The organism is Streptomyces sp. WAC05374 (assembly GCF_004353505.1).
In the GTDB taxonomy this organism is placed as follows: Bacteria; Actinomycetota; Actinomycetes; order Streptomycetales; family Streptomycetaceae; genus Streptomyces.
Genome location: NZ_SMNQ01000002.1, coordinates 352,300 through 367,407, shown reverse-complemented (window position 1 = coordinate 367,407; position 15,108 = coordinate 352,300). Strand labels below are relative to the sequence as shown.

Genomic DNA, 15,108 nt, shown 5'->3' with positions numbered 1-15,108 from the left:
GCGCTCAGAGTCCCTTGGTCTTGATGGTGATCGTGCTGCCCTCGGGGGCCTGCTCGCCGCCGCCCACGGACTGGCTGTCCACGGTGTCCCCGAGGAAGGGGAAGCCCTTCTCGACCTTCACCTCGAAACCGGCGCCTTCCAGCTCCCGCGTGGCATCGTCGACGTTCTTGCCGGTGACGTCGGGCACGTCGACCATGCGCGGCCCCTTGGAGACCGTGAGCGTGATCGTGTCGCCCTTGGCCGCCTCGCTGCCCCGTGACAGGGATTGGGCGGCCACACTGCCCGCCTCCTGGGCGGAGTGGACGCGCGCGGGCGCGACCTTCACGGTGAGCCCTGCCTCCTCCAGCGTCCGGGTGGCGTCCTCGACGGGGTCACCGGTGACGTCCGGGACGTCGACGGGGGCGCCCTTGCTGACCTTCAGGGCGACCGCGGAGTCGGGGTTGCGCTCGGTGCCGGCCTCCGGGTCGGTGCTGATCACGGTGCCCCGCTCGAACTCCTGGCTGAGGGCCCGGGTGATCACACCCGCGGCGAGCCCGGCCTTGGTGAGCTCGCGCTTGGCCTCGTCCAGCGGCAGGCCCTTGAGGTTGGGGACCTTCACGATGCGCGGGCCGCGCGAGACGGTGAGGGTCACCTGGCCATTGCCCCGGATGCGGTCGCCGGGAGCGGGGTCGGCGGCCATCACGGTGCCCCGCTTGTAGGCGGTGCTGTAGTCACGCTTGACGTCCTTGACGTCCAGCCCGGCGTCGGCGAGCCGCTTCTCGGCCTCGGCCTGGGTCTGCCCGAGGACGGTGGGGACCCGGGTGAACTGCCCGGAGTTGATGTACCAGACACCCGCGCCCACGCCGAGGACCAGCAGGACGGCGACGACGGCGGCGAGCATGCCCCGGCGGGCGTTGCCGAAGGGGACGCGGGGGACGCGGGCCGGGCCGGCGGGCACCGGCTGCGGTTCGGGCCGGGGCGGCACGGCGAGCCGGCTCGTGCGCTGAACGCCGTCCTCCTCGCCGGGCAGGGCCCGCGCGATCACGCTGGTGGGGTCCTCGGAGCCGTCGCCGGCCGGGCCGTCGCCCCCGGTGCGGGCCTGCGGCGGGACCAGGTCGAGCTGCTCGTCGCCGAGCGCGGCGCGGGCCTCCCGCGCCTGGGCGAGCAGCGCCACCGCGTCGTGCGGGCGCACCTCGGGATTGCGGGCGGTGGCGCTCGCCACCAGCTCGTCCAGCTCGACCGAGAGCCCGGGCACGGCGGCGGAGGGCGGCGGGACGTCCGCGTTCAGATGCTGGTACAGGACCTGGGCGGGCGTGTCGCCGGCGTGCGGCTTGGCGCCGGTCAGCATCTCGTACAGGACGACCCCGCACGCGTACACGTCCGCGCGGGTGTCGGCGGTGCCGTGCTCGATCTGCTCGGGCGCCAGGTACGACACCGTGCCGAGGACCGAGCCGGTGGTGTTGGTGGCCGCGCCGACGGCCCGGACGAGCCCGAAGTCGGCGACCTTGACCCGGCCGTCGTCCCCTATCAGCACGTTCTCGGGCTTCATGTCCCGGTGGACGAACCCGGCCAGGTGAGCGGCCCCCAGCGCGGCGAGCACGGGCTCCAGGATGTCGAGCGCCGCCCGGGGCTGGAGCGCCCCGCGCTCGCGCAGCACGTCCCGCAGGGTGCACCCGGCGACGTACTCCATCGCCAGGTACACGTACGCCCCGTCGGCACCCTGGTCGAAGACGCCGACCACATTGGGGTGCGACAGCCGCGCCACGGACTTGGCCTCGCGGATGAACCGCTCCACGAACGTCACGTCGGTCGCCAGGGCCGGATGCATCACCTTCAGGGCGAGCACCCGGTCGAGCCGGGTGTCGACGGCCCGGTAGACCGTGGCCATGCCACCGACGGCGATGCGCGTGTCGACCCGGTATCGGCCGTCGAGCATCTGGCCGACGAGGGGGTCGTGCAGGGTCGTATCCACCCGCCCGAGTCTACGGACCCGCACCGACACCCCCGCCGCCCCGTACCCGTCCCGGCCTGGACTGCGACCGAGCTGTGACACCGGACGGCACGGCGGGGCCCCGGCGGCGCCCGCTAGAACGCGGGGCGCTCCGGGTCGAGGACCGCGCGGCCCTCGGCCGGCGACGACGCCTCCGCGAAGTGCCGGCGGGGGATGCGCCCCGCCCGGTGCGCGAGGCGCCCCGCCTCCACGGCGTGCCGCATCGCCTCCGCCATCAGCACCGGCTCCTGGGCCCGCGTGACCGCCGACGCCAGCATCACGGCCGCGCACCCCAGCTCCATGGCCAGCGCCGCGTCGGACGCCGTACCGGCTCCGGCGTCCAGGATCACCGGCACGCGCGCGTGCTCCACGATGAGCTGGAAGTTGTGCGGGTTGCGGATGCCGAGCCCGGAGCCGATGGGCGAGCCCAGCGGCATGACGGCCGCGCAGCCGACGTCCTCCAGCTTGCGCGCCAGCACGGGGTCGTCGTTGGTGTACGGCAGGACCGTGAAGCCGTCGTCGACCAGCGTCTCGGCGGCGTCCAGCAGCTCGACCGGGTCGGGCAGCAGGGTCCGCTCGTCGGCCACGACCTCCAGTTTGATCCAGTCCGTACCGAGCGCTTCGCGCGCGAGGCGGGCCGTCAGCACGGCCTCGCCCGCCGTGAAGCAGCCCGCCGTGTTCGGCAGGACCCGGATGCCGAGCTTGTCCAGGACGGACAGCACCGAGCCCTGGACGGTCGGGTCCAGGCGGCGCATCGCCACGGTCGTCAGCTCCGTGCCGCTGGCTGCGAGGGAGCGTTCCAGTACGTCGAGGCTGGGCGCCCCGCCCGTACCCATGATCAGCCGGGAGTCGAAGGTGGTCCCGGCGATGGTGAGACGGTCGTCGGCCATGGCTCAGCCCCCCTGGACCGCGGTGAGGACCTCGACCCGGTCACCGTCGCCGAGCAGCGTGCCGGGCCACTGGCTGCGCGGCACCACGGTCTCGTTGACCGCGGCGGCGACCCCGGAGGGTGCCGTGGTGAGCGTGGCGACCAGGGTGTCGAGGGTGGTCGGCCCGGCGAGCCGTCGTGCCTCGCCGTTCACGGAGACGTGCACGGGGGAGTCCACGGTGGCGTTCGGGAAGGCGTTCACGGGGTCGCTCATGACACTCCTACGGTGGCGGGGACGGAGACAGGGGCGGGGCCGGTGGCGGGCGCGGGGGAGAAGCGGCCGGGCGTGAAGGCGCGGGCCTCCTCCGGGAGCTCGCCGGTGGTGAGCACGGTGGCCATCACATCCCCCGTCATGGGCGTCAGCAGCACCCCGTTGCGGTAGTGCCCCGTCGCCAGGTGCAGACCGGGCAGCGCGGTGGGCCCGAGCAGCGGCGCGTTGTCCGGGGAGCCCGGCCGCAGGCCCGCGCGGGTCTCGGTCAGGGGCAGCTCGGTGATGCCGGGCACCAGCTCGTGCGCGTCGCGCAGCAGCTCGTACACCCCGCCCGCCGTGACCGTGGTGTCCCAGCCGAGCTCCTCGCTCGTCGCGCCGACGACCAGCTCGCCGTTCTCGCGCGGCACCAGGTACACATGGCTGCCGCGCACCACCGCCCGGACCGTACGGCTCAGGAACGGCGCGTACGCGGACGGCACCGACAGCCGCAGCACCTGTCCCTTGACCGGCCGCACCGGCGGCAGGACCTCCTCGGGTACGCCGCCCAGCCTGCCGCTCAGGCTCCCGGCGGCCAGCACCACCTGGTCGGCGGCCCGCTCCGTGCCGTCGCCCAGCAGCACCCCGGCCGCCCGGTCGCGCAGCACCACCAGCCGCTCGGCCCAGGCGCGGTGCACCACCACGCCCACCCGCTCGCACGCGGCCAGCAGGGCTGCCGCCAGCCGCCGCGGGTCGACCTGGTGGTCGCCGTCCACCCGCAGCCCGCCGCGCACACCGGGCGCCAGCATGGGCTCCAGGCGCCGGCACTCGCGGCCGGTCAGCCACTCCGACGCCAGCCCGGAACGCCGCTGGAGCGCGTGCAGCTCCCGCAGGTGGGCGCGGTCGTCGGCGTCCAGCGCGACGGCGAGCGTGCCGCACGCGCGGTAGCCGACGTCCACGCCCCCGGCCGCCTGCTGGAGTTCGGTGACGAAGTCCGGGTAGCGGCGCGCCGACTCCAGGTTGAGACCGAGGAGCGTGTCCTCGCCGTAGTGGAGTTCGGTGACCGCGGCGAGCATGCCCGCCGCGACCTGGGCGGCCCCGCCGCCCGGACCCGGGTCGACCACGGCGACCCGCAGCCCGCGCTGCGCCGCCCGCCAGGCCGTGACCAGGCCGATGATTCCGCCCCCGACGACGAGGACGTCTGACGTACGTGGATGCATGGGCGTCCAGCCCCTCCCTTCGCCGGCATGACCCGGATCAGGTTCGTACGGTCGGAGGCCGTCCCAGCCTCCCTCTCAGCCCGGTGCGTCCGGGCTCCCGCGAGTGCTCTACGGTGGCCAGACTAACCCCACCCCGCAACCGGCTGTAAGGGAGCTTCACCGTGGCGCGGTCGCTCGACGGGCTCGTTCTCTCACCCGTGGCGGACCAGGCTCCGGGTCAGGTCGGTACGGCGACCCGGTTCACGTACCACGAGGACGACGGGTGCGTGTGGGCCGAGTACGCGGGCGGAGACGTGGTGCGCGGCCACCTCGTCGGGACCCGTGAGGGAGATCGCCTCGACTTTCGGTATGTCCAGCTCCGGCGGGACGGCCGGACGGCGTCGGGGCACTGCGTCGCCACGGTGGTGGAGCTGGACGACGGGCGCGTCCGGCTGGAGGAGACCTGGGAATGGGAGTCCCAGGAGGGCAGGGGAACCAGTGCGGTGGAAGAGCTTCCCCCCGGGGCCTGTATTGACGATGTGTCAGGTGCATAAGGTGGGCGGGTGAACGAGCGGATGGAAGCAGAGCGGCGCGTCGTCATCGTCGGCGCCGGGATGGCGGGTGTGCAGACGGCCGTGGCGCTGCGCGAGCAGGGCTTCACCGGCCGCGTGCTGCTGATCGGCGCCGAGCCCCACCAGCCCTACGACCGGCCCCCGTTGTCCAAGGCCGTGCTCCTGGGCACCGCGGAGGGGTCCGCCTTCGACGTGGACTTCGAGGCCCTCGGCATCGAACTGCGCCTGGGGGTCGAGGTCACCGCCCTGCGCCCCGACGCGCACGAGGTGGACACGGAGGCCGGGCCGGTCCCGTACGACGTCCTGGTCGTCGCCACCGGCGCCCGGCCCGTCGCGCTGCCCGGCTCCGAGGGCGTGCGCGGGGTCCACCTGCTGCGCACCCTGGACGACGCGCAGCGGCTGCGTCCCGTGCTGGACTCGCGGCACGACATCGTGGTCGTCGGCGCCGGCTGGATCGGCGCCGAGTTCACGACGGCCGCCCGGGAGGCCGGCTGCGCGGTGACCGTCGTCGAGGCCGCCGGGCGGCCGCTGGCCGGCGCGCTGCCCGACGAGGTCGCCGCCCCGATGGCCGCGTGGTACGAGGAGAGCGGCGCCGCACTCCTGACCCACGCGCGCGTGGCCCACCTCGAACCGGGCGAGGTCGCCCTGGAGGACGGGCGGCTGCTGCCCGCCGAGGCCGTGGTCGTCGGCATCGGCGCCCGGCCCGCCACCAACTGGCTGGCCGGCTCCGGCGTCGCGCTCGGCCCGGAGGGCGCGGTCACGGCCGACGCCTACCTGCGCACGTCCGCGCCCGATGTGTACGCCGTCGGCGACTGCGCCTCGTTCCCCTCCGCCCGCTACGGCGAGCGGCTGATGGTGCACCACTGGGACAACGCCCTCCAGGGGCCGCGCACGGTGGCCGCCGCCATCGCCGGTGAGGCGGCGCGGCCGTACGACCCGGTGCCGTACTTCTGGTCCGAGCAGTTCGGACGGTTCGTCCAGTACGTGGGACACCACCCGGCCGCCGACACGATGGTGTGGCGGGGCGACCCGGACGGTGCCGCCTGGTCGGTGGCGTGGCTGCGCGGGGACGCCCTGGTGGCGCTGCTGGCGGTGGGCCGCCCGCGCGACCTGGCACAGGGGCGCAAGCTGATCGAGGCCGGCACGCCGCTGGACCCCGGGCTCGTCGCCGACCCCTCCGTACCGCTGAAGTCGGCCGCTCGGGCGTAGCGCGGGCCGGTCCGGCGTAGCCCGGGTACCGACTGTCAGTGCGGGATGGCACGCTAGTGCCGTGACCGAGATTGACGCAAAGATCGATGCTCTCGTCCCCGACTGGCTCCACCTGCCCGACATCGCGGAAATGCTCGATGTCGAGGTGACGCGCGTGCGGCAGCTTGTCAAGGAGGGCCAGCTCATCGCCGTGCGCCGGGGTGAGAACCGGACGCTTCAGGTTCCTGCCGCCTTCATCAAGGACGGCAAGGTGGTCAAGGGTCTCGCCGGGACCCTGACGCTCCTGAAGGACGACGGCTTCACCGACGAAGAGATGCTCGAGTGGCTCTTCACCCCCGACCCGTCCCTGCCGGGCACGCCCGCGCAGGCGCTCAGCGAGAATCGCGGCACGGAGGTGAAGCGCCGGGCCCAGGCGCTCGCCGTCTGACGTCCGGGCAGCCGCCCGACGTCCTGGCAGGCGCCCGGCGGTCCCGGCGGGCGCCCGGCCGTCCCGGCGGGGGCCCCGCGGCCCGCGCCGGGCGGAACACCGACACCAGGCGGTGTACGGGCCGGGGAAGTCCCCGGCCCGTACACCGCCGCACCAACGGGGGGAACACCTCATGTCCACCGCACGCGCAGCCCGACTGGCCGACGCCCGGCTCTACCTCTGCACGGACGCCCGCAGGCTCCAGGGCGACCTGTCCGAGTTCCTCGACGCCGTGCTCACCTCCGGCGTCGACATCGTGCAGTTGCGCGACAAGGGCATGGAGGCCGGCGAGGAGCTGGAGCACCTGGCGGTGTTCGCCGACGCCTGCCGCCGGCACGGCAAGCTGCTCGCGGTGAACGACCGGGCCGACGTCGCGCACGCGATCGGCTCCGACGTGCTGCACCTGGGCCAGGGCGACCTGCCCGTGCCGGCCGCCCGCGACATCCTCGGGGACGAGGTGCTGGTGGGCCGCTCCACGCACGCGGAGGCCGAGGTGGACGCGGCGGTCGCCGAGCCGGGCGTGGACTACTTCTGCACGGGACCGTGCTGGCCCACGCCCACCAAGCCGGGGCGGTACGCGCCGGGGCTGGACCTCGTGCGGTACGCGGCGTCGCTGGACCAGGAGCGGCCGTGGTTCGCGATCGGCGGCATCGACGCGGGCAAACTGGACCAGGTGCTGGACGCCGGCGCCCGCCGGATCGTCGTCGTCCGGGCGATCACCGAGGCCGACGACCCGGCGGCGGCCACGGCGGCGCTGGCCAAGCGGGTCCGCGAGCGCACGGCGTAGCCGGACCTCCTCCACGAGCCGGGCACGGGCCCCGACCTGGCCGCCGAGCTGTCCACGAGTGTCCAAGGGGTGGACAACAACCCGGCAAAAGCGACAAAATACCCTGCTCTGGTTGGGTGACGCCCGACCCGTGGCTAACCTGCCCGTATGGCCCTAGGCACACCTTCCACCAGGACAGATCGCGCACGGACGGTGCGCGATCTGCTCGCGACCGGCAAGACGTCGTACTCCTTCGAGTTCTGGGCGCCCAAGACCGAGAAGGGCGAGCGGAACCTCTGGAACGCGCTGCGCCGCGTCGAGGCCGTGGCGCCGAGCTTCGTCTCCGTGACGTACGGAGCCGGCGGCTCCACCAGGGCCGGGACGGTCAAGGCCACGCAGGAGATCGCCGCCGACACCACGCTCACCCCCGTCGCGCACCTCACCGCCGTCGACCACACGATCGCCGAGCTGCGCAACATGATCGGCCAGTACGCCGACGCCGACATCAGGAACATCCTCGCCGTCCGGGGCGACCCGCCCGGCGACCCCATGGGCGAGTGGGTCCCGCACCCCCAGGGCGTGCGGTACGCCGCCGACCTGGTCCGGCTGATCAAGGAGTCCGGCGACTTCTGCGTCGGCGTCGCCGCCTTCCCCGAGATGCACCCGCGCTCCACCGACTGGGACACCGACATCCGGCACTTCGTGGACAAGTGCCGCGCGGGCGCGGACTACGCGATCACCCAGATGTTCTTCTTCCCCGAGGACTATCTGCGGCTGCGTGACCGGGTCGCGGCCCTGGGCTGCGAGACGCCGATCATCCCCGAGATCATGCCCGTCACCAGCGTCAAGCAGATCGAACGGTTCGCCCAGCTCAGCAACGCCCACTTCCCGCCCGAGCTGAAAGAGCGCATCCACGCGGTCAAGGACGATCCGGCCGCTGTACGCTCCATTGGCATCGAGTTCGCGACGGAGTTCTGCGCACGACTGCTCTCCGAGGGTGTCCCCGGGTTGCACTTCATCACGCTCAACAACTCCACGGCGACGCTCGAGATCTACGAAAATCTCGGACTGCACGAGCAGTCCTGACCGGCCGTACCCGCCAGTCCCGGGCGGGGGGCCGTACGAGAGGGGCGGGCATGGGCTGGACGGTCCTCTACATCGCGTTCGGCTTCGTCGCGTTGTGGCTGCTCGGTGAGGTGCTCCTGCAGTACAAGGCCCGGCTGCGCTGGCGGCTGCTCGCCTTCGCCGGCTTCCTGGGCGTGGTCCTGGGCGTGCTGCTGCCGTCCGTCCCCGTGATCGGCGCGGGCGCGATCGCGTTCGCGATCGGCCAGACGTACGTGACGCTCTCCTTCCGGCGCGGCTTCTCGACCGGCTGGGCGCTCGGCGGCCGCCCCGGGGCCAGCCGCCGCCGCAAGGCCGGGGCCGCGGGCGCGGCCCCCGGACCGACCCTGGAGGTCTCGGACCTGGCGTACGGGGACCGGGAGCAGGGGCAGGAGCCGACGGCCGCCGAGACGACGGCGGTCTACGCCCCCGAGCCGCTGCCCGACGACACAGGGCAGTACGGCGTCTACGGCGCCACGCCCGGCCACGCCTCCGCCCCGGCCGACCCGGCCGCCGCCGCGTACGACGAGGGCTACGGCACCTACGCCGCCCCCGCCTACGACCAGCAGGGCGGCTACGCGACGGCCGCCTACGCCTACGGCACCGACCAGCAGCAGGGGTACGCCGGGTACGCCGACCCGTACGCCGGCACCGCCCCGTACGACACCGGCTACGGCGGCCAGCAGCAGTACGCCGACCCCTACGCCCCGCAGTACGGCACGGACACCCCGCCCGGCGGCGTCTGGGTCCCGCAGCAGCGCGACGCGGAGCCGCTGCCCCCGCAGCAGCCGCCGTACGGCTACGACCCGGGCCAGAGCGACCAGCAGTACCGCTACTGAGCCCCTCGGACGCCGCTCCCGAGCCCCGGGGGCGCCCTCCCGGCGCGCCGCTACTGCGAGCCGCGGAAACCCGCGCCCTCCACGATCAGCCCGGCCACCAGGGCGCCCGACATCCCGGCGTGGGCCAGCCCGCCGCCCGGGTGGGCCCAGCCACCGGCGAAGTACAGCCCGCCCACCGGCGCGGGGTTCGCCGCGGGCAGCAGCGCACCCCGCGCACCGGCCAGCGCCGGACCGGGCACCCGGAACTCGCCCGTCTCCCGTGAGGTGTCGGCCGGAGTACGCACCACCCGCCACAGCAGCCGCTCCCGCAGCCCCGGCACGGCGGCCTCGGCGGCCTGGACCATCCGGTCGGCGAAGCCCTCCACGGCCGGCCCCCCGTCCTCGCCCCACAGGTTCCCCGAGGAGAACGGCCCGCCCGCCGGGACGGTCGCGGTGACCGTCACCGACTCGTGGTCGCCGTCCGGGCGCAGCCGCTCGTCGCCGGGGCGCAGCACGACGACCGTGGGCCGGTCGCACAGCCGCCCGTGCGCGAGGGCGTCCAGCTCGTCCGCCCGGTCGGTGGAGTGCACCACCGTCCGGTGCACCGCGCCCGGCTCCCGCGCCCCGCGCAGGGCCAGGCACACCGTGACCCGGCCCGTCCGCACGCCGTCCTGGTGGCGCGGCCACTCGTCCTGGGAGTCCCACTCCACGACCTGGTCCCGGTACAGCGCCGGCAGGGGAGCGCCCGCGACCACGTGGTCGGCGTCGGCCACCTCCCCGCCGGCCTGCTCGACCCCGACCGCCCGGCCGTCCTTGACGACCACACCGGTCACCTCGGTACCGAAGACGAACTCCACCCGCCGCTGGAGGCACCGCTCGTACACGGCGTCCGCCAGCGCCCGGATGCCGCCGCTCACGTACCAGGTCCCGAAGGTCTGCTCCATGTACGGCAGGACGGCGGCGGCGGCCGGAGCGGTCGCCGGATCGAAGCCGTACGCGAGGGCATGGCTCTCCAGCAGGGCCGTGAGACGCGCGTCGCGCAGCTCGCGCCGCCCCACCTCGGCGAGCGTGCCCGCCGTACGGCGCAGCAGACCGGTCTTCAGCGCCGGGTACGGATCACGCGCGAAAGGCGTCACGTCGGCCGGCAGCGGCTCCTCCAGCAGCGGTCTGCGTGACCGGTCCCAGGCGTCCCGCGATCGGTTCAGGAACTCGCCCCACGTCGCCCCCGCGCCCGCGCCGAGCGCGGCGTCCAGCGCGGAGACGATCCCGGCCCGGGAGGCGTTCGGCAGCGAGACGGCCGTACCGTCGGCGAAGACGTGCCGGCTCGCGGGGTCGACCTGGGTCAGTCCGACGCACCGCTCCAAGGGCTCCTTGCCCGTCTTCACGAACAGGTCCCGGTACACGGCGGGAAGGTGCAGCAGCCCCGGTCCGGTGTCGAAGGCGAAGCCGTCCCGCTCGTACCGGCCGACCGCCCCGCCGTAGGTCTCCGCGCGCTCGTACACCGTCACCCGGTGCCCCGCCACGGCCAGCCGGGCCGCCGCCGCCATGGCGCCCATCCCCGCGCCGATCACCACAATCCGTGCCATGCCACGGACCCTATCCGGCTGGGCATGAGCACGGACTCCTGAGTACCCGTACCTAGGGGGCGAGATGAGTAGGTACGCGGATGGGGCCGGAGGGGCCCGGACGGAAGAGTGGAGACCACGGAAGGGGCGCGGGGCCGGAACCGCCGACACGGGGCGGCGGAACCGGAACCGCGCACCTGACGGAACGGGGGTGCACAAAGGAGGGCCCGGGACCTTACGGGGGATGTACGAGGTCAGGGCTCTCCGACCGGGGGGACACGGGGGAACGCACGGGGGACGGGGGAAATCGGGGGACACGGGGGAATGACGCCGGTCCGGTGAGGCTCGGGGGGATCGAGCCTCACCGGACCGGCTTCTTCCGTGTACGGACCTCTCAGCGGCCGCCCACCCGGCTCCGTGCCAGGGCCCGTGACCTGACCCGGCTGGGTGCCCGGACCCCTGTCAGCGGCCGCTCACCCGGCCGTGCAGGAGCCGGGACAGGGCCGAGTGGACGTCGTCGATGGACCGCTCACGCTGGAACGCCTGCCAGTCCAGCGCCGCCACCAGCACCATCCCGACCAGCGCGGCCGCGGTGAGCGGGATGTCGATCTCGTCGCTCAGCTCACCGGCCGCGACACCCTCCCGCAGCACCGTCTCGACGACGGCGACCGCCTCCTGGCGCACCACCAGGAGGGTCGACTGCCAGGCGCGGTTGGTGCGCCACAGCTCCGCCACGTAGAGCTGGGTGAAGGCCGGGTACCGGTCGATGAACACCAGACCGGCCCGGATCATCGCGTCCAGCGCCTGGACCCTGGTCCCGCCACGGGCCGCCGTCTCGTCGGCGGCGGCCCGCAGGGACTCGGTGAGCAGCCCCACCCCGTGCCGCAGCAGCTCCTCGAAGAGCTCGGTCTTGCTCTTGAAGTTGTAGTAGACCGTGCCCTTGGCCACCCCGGCGCGCTCCGCGATCTCGTCCACGGTCGTCGCCGAGAAGCCCTGCTCGGCGATGAGGGTCACAGCGGCCTCGTAGAGCTTGGTGCGGGTGGCCTGCCGTCTGCTGCTCTGGGTGTCCATGGCGTCAATTTTCACAGGCTCAGCTCCGGGTGCAGGCGATCCAGGCTCCACACCTGCTTGCCGCGCGCCGAGAGGGCGGTCAGCGCGAGCGCGCCCACGGTGAAGGCGGCCAGGACGGCGCAGGCCTGCCAGACCGGCCCGATGCCGCCGCCGGTGATGAGCCGGCGCAGTGCCTCGACGACGTACGTCATCGGCAGGAAGGGGTGGATCGCGTTGAAGAAGCCGGGGCTGGTCTGCACGGGGTACGTGCCGCCGGCCGACGTGAGCTGGAGCATCAGCAGGGCCAGGACGAGGATGCGTCCGGCGGCGCCGAAGCGGGCGTTCAACCACTGGATGATCGCGGCGAAGCAGCAGGTGACCAGCAGCAGGAAGCCCACCGTCCCGGCGGGGCGCGCCATTTCCAGGCCCAGGCCCGGCGCCCAGTGCAGGACGGACATCAGGGCGGCCACCTGGAGGACGCCGATCGTGGCGACCGGGAGCCAGCCGGCCAGCGCGATGCGCCAGGCGGAGGCGCCGGCGGCGAGCGCGCGGCGGTTGAGCGGCTGGATCAGCATGTACGCCACCATGGCGCCCACCCAGAGGGAGAGCGGGATGAAGTACGGGGCGAATCCGGTGCCGTAGTTGGGCGCCTTGTGCAGCGATTTGGAGGCGAGCTTGACCGGGTCGGCCATCACCTCGGTGCGGCGGTCGCGGTCGTCCTTGTCGTAGTCGGGGATCTTCTCGACGCCGTCGTTGAGGCCGGTGGCCAGCTCGGTCGAGCCGTCGGCCAGCTTGTACAGGCCGCTGTCCAGCTCGCCGGCGCCCTTCTTGAGCCTGCCCACGCCGCTGTCCAGCTCCGTGGAGCCCGACTTGGCGGTGGTCAGACCGGTGTGGAGGGTGTCGGCACCGGTGGCGACCTTGTGGGCGCCGGCGTTCAGCTCGTTGATCTTGCCCACGGCGTAGGCGAGGTCCGAGTCCAGGTTCGGCGCCCGCTTGGCGAGGGCGTCCGCCTTGGTCTGGAGGTCCTTGAGCTGCGCGTCCAGCTTCTTCAGGTCGCCGTTGCTGTCCGCGGCCAGGACGCCCAGGTCGTCGGCGATCTTCGCCACGTCGGCGGACGCGGTCTTCGCCCTCTCCATCTTCGGGCACAGCGTGGTGTCGGGGAGCGGCTTGTCCTCGCACTCCTCCTTGTGGAGGGCGGCGAGCTCGTCGGCGGCCACGTGCGCGCCGGCCCTCAGGGTGGGCCCGCTCTTCACGATGAGGTCCAGGCTGTTGCGCATGCCCTGGGAGAAGTCGGAGACCAGCCGGGCGGAGTCGCCGATCTTCTTGCCGTTGTCCTTGAGGTACGGACGTACGTCGGCGGCGACCGCGTTGACCTTGTCCGCGAGCACCTGGGTGCCGCCGGCGACCTGCCGGGCGCCGGTCTCCAGGTCGGCCGCGCCCTTGTCGAGCTTCTTCAGGCCGCCCGCCAGCTCACCGCTGCCCTTCTTGGCGTCGGTGAGGCCGTCGGACAGGTCCTTGGACCCCTTCTTCGCCTTCGCGGCACCGCTCTTGAGCTTGTCGGCGCCCTTGGCCGCCTTCTCGGTGGCGTCGTGGAGGTCGGAGAACTTGATGAAGATCTTGTCCAGGAACGAGCGGGACGACTTCGTCGACGCGGCGGTACGGACCTCGGCGAACACGGTCCGCGAGATCTGCCCCACGATGTAGTTGTTGGCGTCGTTCGTCCGCACCTGGAGGGCGCCGGTCTCGGGGGTGGCACCGGAACTGGACGCGATGCGTGCGCTGAAGTCGCCCGGCATCGTGAGCGACAGGTAGTACGTACCGTTCTCGACGCCCTCACGCGCCTCGGCGTCGCTCACCTCGTGCCACTCGAACACCTTGCTCTCGCGCAGGTTCCTGGTGATGTCGTCGCCCGCGGTGATCCTCTTGCCGTCCGTGGTGGCGCCCTTGTCCTCGTTGACGAGCGCGACGGGCAGCTTCTCGAGCCTGCCGTACGGGTCCCAGAAGGACCACAGGTACAGCGCCCCGTACAGCAGCGGCAGCAGCAGGACCGCCACGAGCGCGGCACGCGGCAGCTTCCCCCTGCCGAACCGCTTCAGCTCAAGCGCGGCCAGTTTCGGCGAGCGCATCGGCCGCCCCCTCCTCGGTGGTCCGGATGGTGATCGTGTCGTCGGGCGCCTCACTGCACACGGCCAGCACGGTCGTGCCGCGGCCGGCGATGGAGCGCAGCAGCGACCAGGCCTCGGCGCGGTCGGCGCCGGAGAGCTTGATGTCGGTGTCGTCGACGGCCAGCAGGCGCGGCTCGCCGATCAGGGCCAGGGCGATCGACAGGCGCAGCGCCTCCAGCCGCTCCAGGTCCCGGACGGACGTGCGGTCCGCCTTGGGCAGGGTCGCCAGGTCCAGCCCGACGGCGTCCAGTGCGGCCCGGACGCGCGCCCGCGAGGCGGCGCGCTGGGCGCGCGGGCGCAGCAGGTCGAAGGGGGAGCCGTCGAACCGTCGCTGGAGCAGGGCGCGTTCACGCAGGTGCTCGGCGACGGTCAGCGCCGGGTCGAGGTCGCTGACCCCGGGCACCGGGCCGAGCGCGCTGATCCTGCGTACGGCGGCCATCTTGCGCGGCAGCCGCAGCCCGCCGACGTCCGCGTGGCCCTCGGTCGGGCGCATCCGGCCGGTGAGGGCGAGCAGCAGGCAGGTGCGTCCGGAGCCGGACGGCCCCTCGATCGTCACCAGGGAGCCGGGTGCCGCGTCCACCGTGATGCCGCGGAACGCCCAGCCGCGGGGCCCCTTGAGCCCGAACCCCTCGGCGACCACGGCCGCGCCGCGCACCTGCGGGACCCGGGGGCGGTCCGCGGGGTCGGCGGGGCGGTCGTCCGTGGCGGCGGCGGTGGCGTCCGTGATGCCGCCGTCAGCGGCGTGCGCGCCGGCGGTGTCGGCTGCGGCGACGGTGTCCGCTGCGGCGGCCTCGCTGTCGGTGGCGGCCTTGTCGGCGGTGCGAGCGGTGGCGGGCGTGCCGGGCTTGGCGGCCGAAGCGGCCTTGTCGTCCGTGTCAGCCGCGCCGGCCGTCTCGGTCTTGTCGTCCGTAGGGGCCGCCTCGGCTCCCTTGCCTGCGCCCGCGTCTTCCCCCGTGCCTTCCGCTTCCCGCTTCTCCGGGCGTTCCAGGTCGTCGTCCTGGTGGTCCACGAGCCCCCATTTCTTTGAACTGACCAGTCAGTGCAAAAACTTACTCCGAACCTTCGATCGAAGCAAAATGCCAGGTCAGGGGCGATTGTCAGTGGTGGCCTGCA

General features: G+C 73.6%; 14 protein-coding genes and 1 riboswitch. Of the genes, 6 read left to right on the top strand and 8 right to left on the bottom strand.

Annotation, left to right across the window (positions count from 1 at the left end; genetic code table 11):
- Positions 1 to 4: 4 nt before the first annotated feature.
- The 4 genes from pknB to thiO form a co-directional block, all read right to left on the bottom strand.
- Positions 5 to 1,951 carry a Stk1 family PASTA domain-containing Ser/Thr kinase gene (pknB, locus tag E2B92_RS06650; RefSeq protein WP_185923460.1) on the bottom strand — a complete coding sequence of 649 codons (1,947 nt, stop codon included), beginning with the start codon at positions 1,949 to 1,951 and terminating at the stop codon, positions 5 to 7.
- 113 nt (positions 1,952 to 2,064) lie between these two features.
- Positions 2,065 to 2,859 carry a thiazole synthase gene (locus E2B92_RS06645; RefSeq protein WP_126883003.1) on the bottom strand — a complete coding sequence of 265 codons (795 nt, stop codon included), beginning with the start codon at positions 2,857 to 2,859 and terminating at the stop codon, positions 2,065 to 2,067.
- Positions 2,860 to 2,862: 3 nt separating this feature from the next.
- Positions 2,863 to 3,111, bottom strand: a complete 249-nt coding sequence (gene thiS / locus E2B92_RS06640) for a sulfur carrier protein ThiS (RefSeq protein WP_126883004.1) — start codon at positions 3,109 to 3,111, stop codon at positions 2,863 to 2,865.
- Positions 3,108 to 4,304 carry a glycine oxidase ThiO gene (thiO, locus tag E2B92_RS06635; protein ID WP_126883005.1) on the bottom strand — a complete coding sequence of 399 codons (1,197 nt, stop codon included), beginning with the start codon at positions 4,302 to 4,304 and terminating at the stop codon, positions 3,108 to 3,110. Before thiO ends, thiS begins: the two co-directional genes overlap by 4 nt.
- A riboswitch (TPP riboswitch) is annotated at positions 4,302 to 4,415 on the bottom strand. It overlaps the preceding gene by 3 nt.
- A 50-nt stretch (positions 4,416 to 4,465) precedes the next feature.
- Between thiO and E2B92_RS33320 the strand changes: the two genes are divergently transcribed.
- The 6 genes from E2B92_RS33320 to E2B92_RS06600 all read left to right on the top strand — a co-directional run bounded on the left by E2B92_RS33320 (position 4,466) and on the right by E2B92_RS06600 (position 9,236).
- Entirely contained in the window at positions 4,466 to 4,837 is a 372-nt protein-coding gene (locus E2B92_RS33320) for a hypothetical protein (RefSeq protein WP_126883006.1), read from the top strand.
- 21 nt (positions 4,838 to 4,858) lie between these two features.
- A complete protein-coding gene (locus E2B92_RS06625; protein WP_126883028.1) occupies positions 4,859 to 6,064 on the top strand; it encodes an NAD(P)/FAD-dependent oxidoreductase in 1,206 nt (401 codons plus the stop codon).
- 61 nt (positions 6,065 to 6,125) lie between these two features.
- Complete coding sequence (locus E2B92_RS06620; RefSeq protein ID WP_126883007.1) at positions 6,126 to 6,491, top strand: Rv2175c family DNA-binding protein; 366 nt, start codon at positions 6,126 to 6,128, stop codon at positions 6,489 to 6,491.
- A 172-nt stretch (positions 6,492 to 6,663) separates the two neighbouring features.
- Positions 6,664 to 7,317, top strand: a complete 654-nt coding sequence (gene thiE, locus E2B92_RS06610) for a thiamine phosphate synthase (protein ID WP_126883008.1) — start codon at positions 6,664 to 6,666, stop codon at positions 7,315 to 7,317.
- A gap of 147 nt (positions 7,318 to 7,464) precedes the next feature.
- Positions 7,465 to 8,382 carry a methylenetetrahydrofolate reductase [NAD(P)H] gene (metF, locus tag E2B92_RS06605; RefSeq protein ID WP_126883009.1) on the top strand — a complete coding sequence of 306 codons (918 nt, stop codon included), beginning with the start codon at positions 7,465 to 7,467 and terminating at the stop codon, positions 8,380 to 8,382.
- A gap of 50 nt (positions 8,383 to 8,432) precedes the next feature.
- The gene (locus E2B92_RS06600) at positions 8,433 to 9,236 is read left to right on the top strand and encodes a hypothetical protein (RefSeq protein WP_126883010.1); all 804 of its coding nucleotides are present in this window, start codon (positions 8,433 to 8,435) and stop codon (positions 9,234 to 9,236) included.
- A gap of 50 nt (positions 9,237 to 9,286) precedes the next feature.
- Here E2B92_RS06600 and E2B92_RS06595 read toward each other — a convergent pair whose 3' ends face one another.
- From E2B92_RS06595 to E2B92_RS06580, 4 genes are all read right to left on the bottom strand, one after another.
- On the bottom strand, positions 9,287 to 10,801 hold the full coding sequence (locus E2B92_RS06595) for a phytoene desaturase family protein (protein WP_185923461.1): 1,515 nt from the start codon (positions 10,799 to 10,801) through the stop codon (positions 9,287 to 9,289).
- A gap of 441 nt (positions 10,802 to 11,242) precedes the next feature.
- Entirely contained in the window at positions 11,243 to 11,851 is a 609-nt protein-coding gene (locus E2B92_RS06590; RefSeq protein WP_126883011.1) for a TetR/AcrR family transcriptional regulator, read from the bottom strand.
- An 11-nt stretch (positions 11,852 to 11,862) separates the two neighbouring features.
- Complete coding sequence (locus E2B92_RS06585; RefSeq protein WP_126883012.1) at positions 11,863 to 13,956, bottom strand: YhgE/Pip family protein; 2,094 nt, start codon at positions 13,954 to 13,956, stop codon at positions 11,863 to 11,865.
- A complete protein-coding gene (locus tag E2B92_RS06580) occupies positions 13,928 to 15,004 on the bottom strand; it encodes an ATP-binding cassette domain-containing protein (RefSeq protein ID WP_399430697.1) in 1,077 nt (358 codons plus the stop codon). Before E2B92_RS06580 ends, E2B92_RS06585 begins: the two co-directional genes overlap by 29 nt.
- Between the last annotated feature and the right edge of the window lie 104 nt (positions 15,005 to 15,108).

Excerpts from the sequence above, each read along its gene's own strand:
- E2B92_RS06645 (WP_126883003.1), bottom strand. The coding sequence starts at position 2,859 with ATGGCCGACGACCGTCTCACCATCGCCGGGACCACCTTCGACTCCCGG.
- thiS (WP_126883004.1), bottom strand. The coding sequence starts at position 3,111 with ATGAGCGACCCCGTGAACGCCTTCCCGAACGCCACCGTGGACTCCCCC.
- thiO (WP_126883005.1), bottom strand. The coding sequence starts at position 4,304 with ATGCATCCACGTACGTCAGACGTCCTCGTCGTCGGGGGCGGAATCATC.
- E2B92_RS06625 (WP_126883028.1), top strand. The coding sequence starts at position 4,859 with ATGGAAGCAGAGCGGCGCGTCGTCATCGTCGGCGCCGGGATGGCGGGT.
- thiE (WP_126883008.1), top strand. The coding sequence starts at position 6,664 with ATGTCCACCGCACGCGCAGCCCGACTGGCCGACGCCCGGCTCTACCTC.
- metF (WP_126883009.1), top strand. The coding sequence starts at position 7,465 with ATGGCCCTAGGCACACCTTCCACCAGGACAGATCGCGCACGGACGGTG.
- E2B92_RS06600 (WP_126883010.1), top strand. The coding sequence starts at position 8,433 with ATGGGCTGGACGGTCCTCTACATCGCGTTCGGCTTCGTCGCGTTGTGG.
- E2B92_RS06595 (WP_185923461.1), bottom strand. The coding sequence starts at position 10,801 with ATGGCACGGATTGTGGTGATCGGCGCGGGGATGGGCGCCATGGCGGCG.
- E2B92_RS06590 (WP_126883011.1), bottom strand. The coding sequence starts at position 11,851 with ATGGACACCCAGAGCAGCAGACGGCAGGCCACCCGCACCAAGCTCTAC.
- E2B92_RS06585 (WP_126883012.1), bottom strand. The coding sequence starts at position 13,956 with ATGCGCTCGCCGAAACTGGCCGCGCTTGAGCTGAAGCGGTTCGGCAGG.